The sequence below is a fragment of the Kribbella sp. NPDC054772 genome (genome assembly GCF_053611945.1).
The window spans coordinates 496,779-503,731 of sequence record NZ_JBSHBJ010000001.1; the positions used below are offsets into that span (position 1 = coordinate 496,779).

Consider the following 6,953-nt stretch of genomic DNA (forward strand, 5'->3'; position numbering starts at 1 on the left):
AACTGTCGGCGGCCGTGCCTACCGTTGGTCCGGACGACAGGGGTGGGGGACATGACGACGTACTCGGCGGTCCGTACGACGGGGATCTACTGCCGGCCCGGCTGTGGGGCCAAGCCGCTCGCGGAAAACGTGAGCACGTTCGAGCTGCCTGCCGCGGCCGAGGCCGCCGGGTACCGCGCGTGCCTGCGCTGCCGGCCGTACCGGGTGGCCGGGACGGTGGCCGACGAAACCCCCGAGCTGGTCTGCCGCGCGGTGCAGCTGATCATTTCCGGCCTGCTGGACGAGTCCGGCGAGGAGGCGCTCGGCGCGCGGCTCGGGGTGTCGGCGCGGCACCTTCGGCGGATGTTCCACGAGCACCTCGGCGTCACGCCCGACCAGTTCGCCCGGTCGCGACGGGGCCACTTCGCGCGCCGGCTGCTCGACGACACGGATCTGGGCATCGCGGAAATCGCGTTCGCATCCGGTTTCGGCAGCTTGCGGCAGTTCAACCGGGCCATGCAGGAAATTTTCCGCGCATCGCCGCGCGAGCTGCGCGACCGGCGGCGGCGCAGCGATCGCCTCGTCGCCGACGGCGGCCTGGTACTGCGGTTGCCGTTCACCCCGCCGTACGACTGGGAGGCGATGTGCGCGTACCTCGGGGCGGGCGCAATCCCGGGCGTCGAGTCGGTCGTGGACGGCGTGTACCGGCGGACGATCTCGCTGGACGGTGAGCCGGGCGTGCTGGAGCTGAGCGCGGGTGGCGACGACTACCTGCTGCTGCGCGCGCACCTGCCGTTCTGGGAGGGCGTGATTCATGTCGTGGACCGCGCCGCTCGCCTGGCCGGTCTCGAGTGCGAGCCGATTCGTGCCCGCACGCAGTTGTCCACGGACGCCGGCCTGGGGTCGCTCGTCGCGTCCCGGCCCGGTGTTCGGGTGCCCGGCGCGTGGGGCCCGTTCGAGGTCGCCGTACAAGCCGTGGTCCGTGATCAGCTGCCCGACGCGGATGCGACCGACGCGCTGCGCAAGTTGGTGGAGGTGTACGGCGTTGCGGTTCCAGGGCTGGGGCATGGTCTGACGCACTTGTTCCCGGGCCCAGAGGCGCTGACGGGAGCCGAGCTGGTCGGTTCGTTCGCCCGTGCGGTTGCCGACGGCAACATCACGCTGGAGGACTCGGAGGCGCTGATCCCGTCGCTCGAGGCCGTCACGAGCACCCGCGCCGCCCAGGAAATCGCGCTGCGACTCGGCGCTCGCGACGCCTGGCCGCTCGGCGGCGAGTCCGAGCACCTCCGCCCGTGGCGCTCACTCGCCGCCGTCTACCAACTCCTCGACGCTGCCTAGGCCGGTCAGCTGGTCAAGGTGGTGTAGGTGCCGCTGGTCAGGAGCTCCTTCGCGGCGGCCGTTGCCAGCGCGTACGCCGCGCTCGTGATCGCCGGCCCGACGCTGATCCGCGCCACGCCGAGGTCCGCGAGTTCGGCGACCGGGGGAGCGCCCGGACCGACCATCACGTTCAGCGGCAGCGGCGACTCCTTCACCAGCCCCGCGATGACCTCGGCGTCGACCACGCCCGGGACGAACAGCACGTCCGCGCCCGCGTCGGCGTAGATCTTCGCGCGCTCGATCGTGCCGGTCCGGTCGCCGAACAGGTAGGTGTCGGTCCGTGCGTTGATCACCAGTTCGATGCCGGCAGCAACAGCTGCGGCGCGCGCCGCCTTGATCCGCTCGGCATGCACCAACGGGTCGTCGAGAACTCGCGCCGTACTGTCCTCGAGGTTGATCCCGACGGCGCCGGCCTCGATGACTTCGCTGACCGTGCCCGCGACATCGCCGTACCCGGCCTCGATGTCCGCCGTCACCGGGAGCGCGACCGCCGCGCACACCGCGCGGATCGTCGCGATCGCGGACGCCCGGTCCAGCGGGCCGCCGTCCTCGACGCCGTAGGCCCACGCGACGCCCGCACTCGTCGTCGCGATCGCCGCCGCGCCGGCCGCTTCGATCGCCCGCGCCGAGCCGGCGTCCCACGCGTTCGGCAGCACGAGCGGCGGCTGTCCGTGCAGTTCGCGCAGCCGCCGCGCCAGCTCGTTCCGCGCGCTCACAGGCCGACCAGCAGTTCGTGGTCGATCTCGACGAATTCGACGATCAGGCCGGCGAACCGCTCCGCGATCAGTTCCTTGTACGCCGCCGAGCCGGTGTGCGCGTCGTACGCCGCCTGGTCCGCGAAGTGCTCGACGAACAGCAGGTAGTCCGGGTTGGCCGGGTCGCGGTAGACGCGGAAGGACAACGTGCCTTCCTCGGTTCCCGGCCCCTTCGGCGCGAACTCCTGCACGATCGCCTCGGCGGCGGCCTGGTTGCCGTCCTTGAGTTTGATCGGAAACACCTTGGCCAGCATCGGATTTCCTCCTGTGGTCGGTTCGAAGTACCTCAAGGTTCGCCTGCCGGCCGGGGGTGGGTCTGGCCATATTCGGTCATCTCGGTCATCTCTGATCGTCTCGTATATAGAGACGATATGTCTCATTTTTCAAGATCCTGGACTACGGTGGAAAACGTTGGCGGAGGGCAAAGGAGCCTGCGATGAACAACGTGTACACCCACGGACATCACGAGTCGGTGCTGCGGTCGCACAGTTGGCGGACCGCGGAAAATTCTGCCGGTTACCTGATTCCGCACCTACGGCCCGGGATGTCGCTGCTCGACGTCGGCGCCGGTCCCGGCACCATCACCGCGGATCTTGCGCGACTGGTCGAGCCCGGCCGGACGACCGCGCTGGAGGCGAGCAACTCGGCGCTCGACATCACCAAGGCGACGTTCGCGGACCTGGACCTCGACGTGGAATTCGTTGTCGGTGACGTGCACGCGCTGGATATTCCGGACGACACCTACGACGTCGTGCACGCGCACCAGGTGCTGCAGCATGTCGCGGATCCGGTGCAGGCACTGCGGGAGATGCGGCGGGTCTGCAAGCCCGGCGGGATCGTCGCGGTGCGCGACTCCGACTACCACGGCTTCGTCTGGTACCCGGCATTGCCGGAGTTGGACGAGTGGATGGCGCTCTATCAGCGCCTCGCCCGCGCCAACGGTGGTGAGCCCGATGCAGGCCGGCGTCTGCTGTCGTGGGCGCACGCGGCCGGCTTCGAGAAGGTCGACGCGACCACGTCGACCTGGGCGTTCACCGATCCCGAGGGCCGTGCGTTCTGGGGTGGGATGTGGGCCGACCGGATCCTGAAGTCCGCTCTCGCGGATCAGGCCCGAGCGGACGGCGTACCCGAGCAAGAGCTGGAAGCGATCTCGCGGGCGTGGCGGACGTGGACGGAAACTCCGGATGGCTGGATTTCCGTCCTGCACGCCGAACTACTGTGCGTGGCGTGATCGCTGGCGGGAGATCTCGTACAGCACGGCGGTCGCCGCGTTGGCGGCGTTGAGGGAGCTGGCCGAGCCGGTGATCGGGATCCGGACCAGGTGGTCGGCCGCCTCCTTCCACGCCGTGCTCAGGCCGGCGGTCTCGTTTCCGATCAGCAGCAGAACCGGCTGCGTGAAGTCGAAGTCGTAGACGTCCGTCGTGCCGTGCTCGTCGGTCCCGACCACGACGATCGGGACCGCGGAACGCCGTACCCAGTCGAGGACCTCGCGGTGTGACGGTGCGCGGACGGCGGGAACCGCGAACAGCGATCCCGTCGTCGCGCGGACCGCCTTCGGGTCGTAGATGTCGGCCGCGTGCCCGGTGACGATCACGCCGCCGGCGCCGAACGCGTCCGCGGACCGGATGATCGATCCGATGTTCCCCGGCCCGGTCGGCCGGTCGAACACCACGCCGAGGAAGTCCGGCCCGACCGGAATCCGATCCAGGTCGTCGGCCGGCAACTCGAGTACGGCGACCAGTTCGGGCTCCTGCTTCTCGCCGAGCTCGGCCAGCAACTCCGGCGCCATCGACACCCGTTCCACGCCGGAAAGTCGTTGCAGCAGCTCGGACGCCCATCCGGAGAGCGGCCGCGATGCGTCGGTGATGATTGTCCGCACCACCCAGCCGTTGTCCACGGCAACCGAAATCGGCCGCACGCCCTGGACCAGGAACTCGCCGGACCGCTGCCGCTTGGTCCGGTTGGTGAGCGACGCCTGCCAGACCTGGAAACGGGCATTCCGCGACGAGATCCGTTGCACAGCCACCACTCTACGGGCAGGCGCCCTAGGGAGTTGGCGGCGCAGTCGACTCGCGGACGATCAGCTCGGGCCGGAACAGCAGCGACTGTCCTTGTGTCGGTCCGGAATCGTCCAATCGTGCCCTGAGCTGGGTGAACGCGGCCGCGGCCATCTCGCGCATCGGCTGCCGCACCGTGGTCAGCGTCGGCGCGTACAGGTCCGCGAGCACGATGTCGTCGAAGCCGACCACCGAGACGTCCTTGCCGACTTCGAGCCCGCCGTCCCGCAGTCCACGGCAGACGCCGAGCGCGCACATGTCGTTGATCGCGACGATCCCGGTCGGCGGTTCCTCCAGGGCCAGCAACTCGGCGGCGGCCGCGCGGCCCAGCTCGGACGCCTCGACGTCACCGAAGTCGTCCGCGTCGCCCTTGACCGGAGCCCGGACAGAACTTTCCGCATCGATTCCGGCTTGTTCGAGCGCGGCCACGAAACCGCGGTACCGCTCCTTGCGGTTCACGCTCGCCAGCGCGCCGGAAACGAAGGCCAGCCGACGGTGCCCGAGCTCGGTCAGATGCTGCGTGGCCAACTGACTGCCGATCGAGTTGTCGACGCTGATGCTCACCAGTGAGGCCGGATCGCCGGCTTGCGACGTACGGTCGAAGGCGACCAGTTGGAGTCCACGCTCGACCAGCGGCATCACATGCTCGAGCGACGGCAGCGACGAGCACAGTACGACGCCGTGCACGCCGTCGGCCCACAGTTCGTCGATGTAGTCGCGCTCGCGGCGCGGATCGCGCTCGGAGTTGCAGAGCAGAACGTGATAGCCCTCGGCCAGCGCGGCGGACTCCAGGTGTCGTGCGAGCGCGCCCCAGAAAGGGTTTCCGACCGACGGAACGACGAGTCCGATCGTCGTGTTCCGGCCGGTCCGCAGTTGCCGGGCGGCCCGGTTCGGCCGGTACCCGAGCTTGTCGATCGCGCGCTCGATCCGTTGCCGGGTCTCGGGCAGCATCCGGTGACTGCGCCCGTTGAGCAGGTTCGACACCGTGCTCGGCGAGACGCCCGCCTCGGTCGCAACCTGCTGGATCGTCACCTCACCTGTCCTCAATTCACCGGCCACCCGCGCATTCTGTCACCCCGTGGTTCGATCTGGACTGCAGTGCAACGATGCATCAGGATCTTCCGAAAGTCCAGCAGAACTCGAGAGGCGTCAACCTCTTGACGGGCCGCGAAATCCGTTCCTAACATGCGGTGCATCGTTGCACCGACCTCGCACATCTGCGCCGCTCCAGCCAGTGCATCGATGCACCACTCCACTTCCGCAGCACCACGAAAGGCGCGCCATGGAGTACACCCGTAGATCAGTCCTGACCGCCCTCGGGCTCGGCGCCGTCGCCGCGGCCACCGGGTGCTCCGCGTCGGGCGGCAACACCCAGGCGGCCGCCGACGGACCCGTCGAAGGTGAGATCTCGCTGCTCACCCCGCTGTTCGAGGGCAGTACCGGCAAGCAGTTGCTCGAGGGCAAGCTGCTGCCGGCGTTCAAGCAGAAGAACCCGAACGTCACGGTCAAGGTCGACTACACGACGTACGCCGCCCTGAACGAGAAGATCACCACCAGCCTGGCCGGCGGCCTGATGCCGGACGTGGTGATGCTCGGTGTCGGCTGGATCCCGCCGTTCGCGCACAAGAAGGTGCTCGCGCCGCTGCCCGACGACCTGGCCAAGCGGTACGAGTACGAGGACCGGGTGCTCGAGCCGTCCCGGTTCGACGGAAAGCTGTACGCGCTGCCGATGGTCCTGGACACCCGGATCGTCACCTACCGCAAGGACCTGTTCGCCGAGGCCGGGATCAAGGCGCCGCCGAAGGACTGGGCCGAGCTGCGCGAGATCTCCAAGGAACTCGCCCGCCGGGACGGTTCCGGAAAGCTGACGCGGGTCGGATTCGATCCGTTCTCGATCGATCTGCGGCAGTGCTGGGAGACGTTCCTGTTCGCGAACGACGGAAACCTGTTCGACGATTCCGGACAGCAGGTCAAGTTCGACGACGACCGCGGTGTCGAGGCGCTGCAGCTGTTCCTCGACGTGATCAAGGACAAGTCCGCCGACTACTCGTTCAAGTCTTCTGCCGGTCAGCCGACCACCCTGCAGCAGGGTCGTTCCGCGATGATGATGGCGAACAACTCGCTCTGGACGCAGCTGCAGAAGCAGAACCCGGAGCTGCTCAAGGAAGACAAGGTCGGCGCGTTCATCCTGGCCAACAAGGTGCCGGCGATGTTGCAGGGCGGAACCCTGGTGGCCCGCTCCGCATCGTCCAAGCACGCCGCCGCGGCCCAGGCCCTGGTGGAGTTCATGGGTACGCCGGAGTCCATCCTGCCGACGGCGCAGCAGCGCGGATCCGTGCCCGGCGTACAGAACCTGCGGGACTCCGAGTACGTCAAGGACAACGGTTTCGTGAAGCTTGCCCTGGACAACATGAGCAAAGCCCGGTCCGAGGGCGGAACGGCGGCCTGGATGGAGATCCGGGAGAAGATCAAGACCACGCTGGAGACCGCGGTGGTCGGTAAGCGGAGCGCCAAGGAGGCGATCGACGAGCTCGCCGGTCTGAGCAAGGAAGCGATCTCGAGGCTGTGAGCGCGACAACCATGGCGGAGCAGGTGCGCGAGACCGCGCCTGCTCCGGCCTCCCCTCCACCCAGCGGGGGGGGGGGGGGGGGAGACGGCCCGGGGGGGGTGTGTTTCCCCCCCACCCCCACGTTGTGGTGGGTTTTGGTTCCGCCCCCGATCGGCGTTTCGTGTGTACCGGCGCGATTACACCCCCCAGCGCCCACGACTCGACGGTGATCGGGGC

General features: G+C 68.6%; 7 protein-coding genes. 3 read left to right on the forward strand and 4 right to left on the reverse strand.

Annotated features, from left to right (window positions below):
* Positions 1 to 51: 51 nt before the first annotated feature.
* Positions 52 to 1,317, forward strand: a complete 1,266-nt coding sequence (locus tag ACWGID_RS02495; RefSeq protein WP_452193678.1) for an AlkA N-terminal domain-containing protein — start codon at positions 52 to 54, stop codon at positions 1,315 to 1,317.
* 5 nt (positions 1,318 to 1,322) lie between these two features.
* On the opposite strand, the gene ACWGID_RS02500 is transcribed toward ACWGID_RS02495, so the two are convergent.
* Positions 1,323 to 2,072 (reverse strand): isocitrate lyase/PEP mutase family protein, encoded by a 750-nt coding sequence (locus ACWGID_RS02500; protein ID WP_452193680.1) that lies wholly within the window; start codon positions 2,070 to 2,072, stop codon positions 1,323 to 1,325.
* A complete protein-coding gene (locus ACWGID_RS02505) occupies positions 2,069 to 2,365 on the reverse strand; it encodes a putative quinol monooxygenase (protein WP_452193681.1) in 297 nt (98 codons plus the stop codon). Before ACWGID_RS02505 ends, ACWGID_RS02500 begins: the two co-directional genes overlap by 4 nt.
* Positions 2,366 to 2,547: 182 nt before the next feature.
* Here ACWGID_RS02505 and ACWGID_RS02510 point away from each other — a divergent pair, with 182 nt between their 5' ends.
* Positions 2,548 to 3,342, forward strand: a complete 795-nt coding sequence (locus ACWGID_RS02510) for a class I SAM-dependent methyltransferase (protein ID WP_452193683.1) — start codon at positions 2,548 to 2,550, stop codon at positions 3,340 to 3,342.
* Here ACWGID_RS02510 and ACWGID_RS02515 read toward each other — a convergent pair.
* On the reverse strand, positions 3,325 to 4,131 hold the full coding sequence (locus tag ACWGID_RS02515) for a TrmH family RNA methyltransferase (RefSeq protein ID WP_452193685.1): 807 nt from the start codon (positions 4,129 to 4,131) through the stop codon (positions 3,325 to 3,327). The two genes, ACWGID_RS02510 and ACWGID_RS02515, sit on opposite strands and share 18 nt — an antisense overlap.
* Before the next feature lie 25 nt (positions 4,132 to 4,156).
* Positions 4,157 to 5,200, reverse strand: a complete 1,044-nt coding sequence (locus ACWGID_RS02520) for a LacI family DNA-binding transcriptional regulator (RefSeq protein WP_452193687.1) — start codon at positions 5,198 to 5,200, stop codon at positions 4,157 to 4,159.
* A 250-nt stretch (positions 5,201 to 5,450) separates the two neighbouring features.
* On the opposite strand from ACWGID_RS02520, the gene ACWGID_RS02525 reads away from it, so the two are divergent.
* Positions 5,451 to 6,737 carry an extracellular solute-binding protein gene (locus tag ACWGID_RS02525; RefSeq protein WP_452193689.1) on the forward strand — a complete coding sequence of 429 codons (1,287 nt, stop codon included), beginning with the start codon at positions 5,451 to 5,453 and terminating at the stop codon, positions 6,735 to 6,737.
* The last annotated feature ends 216 nt before the right edge of the window (positions 6,738 to 6,953 follow it).

Excerpts from the sequence above, each read along its gene's own strand:
- ACWGID_RS02495 (WP_452193678.1), top strand. The coding sequence starts at position 52 with ATGACGACGTACTCGGCGGTCCGTACGACGGGGATCTACTGCCGGCCC.
- ACWGID_RS02510 (WP_452193683.1), top strand. The coding sequence starts at position 2,548 with ATGAACAACGTGTACACCCACGGACATCACGAGTCGGTGCTGCGGTCG.
- ACWGID_RS02525 (WP_452193689.1), top strand. The coding sequence starts at position 5,451 with ATGGAGTACACCCGTAGATCAGTCCTGACCGCCCTCGGGCTCGGCGCC.
- ACWGID_RS02505 (WP_452193681.1), bottom strand. The coding sequence starts at position 2,365 with ATGCTGGCCAAGGTGTTTCCGATCAAACTCAAGGACGGCAACCAGGCC.